Raw genomic sequence first — 1,190 nt, 5'->3', positions numbered from 1 at the left:
CCTTACGCCCGACGTTAAGGCCGCCAGCCTCAACGCACCTCAGCAGCCAGAGAAGGCGATGGAGGCCGGACGCTTACAGATGAATGTGATCCAAGACGTTAGGACTACGAGGAATGCTGACCGGATCGGGAGGTCCTGCCGCTTGAGCAGCTCCCAGCGAGCCTTCAGCAGAGCCCCACTGATTGCCAGAGCTTGGTCTCGCAGCCAGTGCTGCGCAGTATCCGCCGGCTTGAGGGCAAGTACAGCCCGACGGACCTGCTCCAGCGTGGTGCCAACCAGCCTGCCTTCGTCGAGGACGTCATGTCCCGACCGTGCCCAGTTGTCCCTCAGCATGGCCGCAGCATAGCGACGCAAAAGTTCGCGGGTTGGAGCGACCTCGGGACCATAGGCATCGAGGGCCTGATCGATCTCGATCAGGTTGGCCGACATGCCGCGGACGATTCGGTCAGCGGCGTCCAGAGACTCTCGAGCGGTTGCGATCAGGAGCCCGAGCACGAGCGCAGCGAGGACAGAGAGCATGCCGATGCCGAGGCGAACCGCGTCAGTGGTTTCCTTGGTAAGGTGGTGTTCGGGGAGGATACGGTTAAGCAGGAGCCCAGTTATCCCGCCCGCGAAGACGCAAACGGACACCATAAAAGCGATCACGCCTGCGGTCATGGAGATACTCCCGTTGCCGCAGCAAGGTGCCGGGGTGGCTGCTGGGCTGTCTATCTCCCGATGCTGGTGCGAGCCGGAATGCATCTCGCTTCATGGTTGATTGCATCATCCGTTTGTTGTGCTGCAGACGTTGCTGATGACGAGGCATGGGAGGCGGCCCGGTCATGCGTAAACGCTGCGAAGATTGCAGTGGTTGAGCGAAGACCGGTCTAGTGGGACGATGGTGCCCCTGACCTGAACACACGCCTTGCCCACACGACACCCTACGCCGAGTGGCTTGCGGGCCTTCATCCTGACACCTTAGGTTGGCCGATCAGCACGTGACAATCCCTTGGACCTGTCGCGGCCATCTGCGACTTGCCGCAAACTTTGCAATGCAACCACCGAACCCGCCTTCCGCACCAGCGCGGCCCAGCGGATCGCGCTTGAGGCGCTGACCTTGAAGCGAGCCGTCGCCTAGCAGGCTGCTGAAATTCCCTCTCGCGATTGGCGCTGGATCGTGATTCGCTTGCCCCCGGTGGGGGAGGCTGATC

General features: G+C 62.0%; 1 protein-coding gene. It reads right to left on the bottom strand.

From position 1 onward, the window contains the following. Positions 1-39 precede the first annotated feature (39 nt). Positions 40-657 (bottom strand): bestrophin-like domain, encoded by a 618-nt coding sequence (locus JMJ56_RS33085; protein ID WP_202836116.1) that lies wholly within the window; start codon positions 655-657, stop codon positions 40-42. Positions 658-1,190 lie beyond the last annotated feature (533 nt).

The sequence above is a fragment of the Belnapia arida genome (assembly GCF_016773205.1).
In the GTDB taxonomy this organism is placed as follows: domain Bacteria; phylum Pseudomonadota; class Alphaproteobacteria; order Acetobacterales; family Acetobacteraceae; genus Belnapia; species Belnapia arida.
The sequence above is the reverse complement of the archived record's forward strand: the minus strand, read 5'-3'. Positions and strand labels throughout refer to the sequence as shown.

Coding starts and splice junctions, on each gene's coding strand:
- JMJ56_RS33085 (WP_202836116.1), bottom strand. CDS start 657: ATGACCGCAGGCGTGATCGCTTTTATGGTGTCCGTTTGCGTCTTCGCG.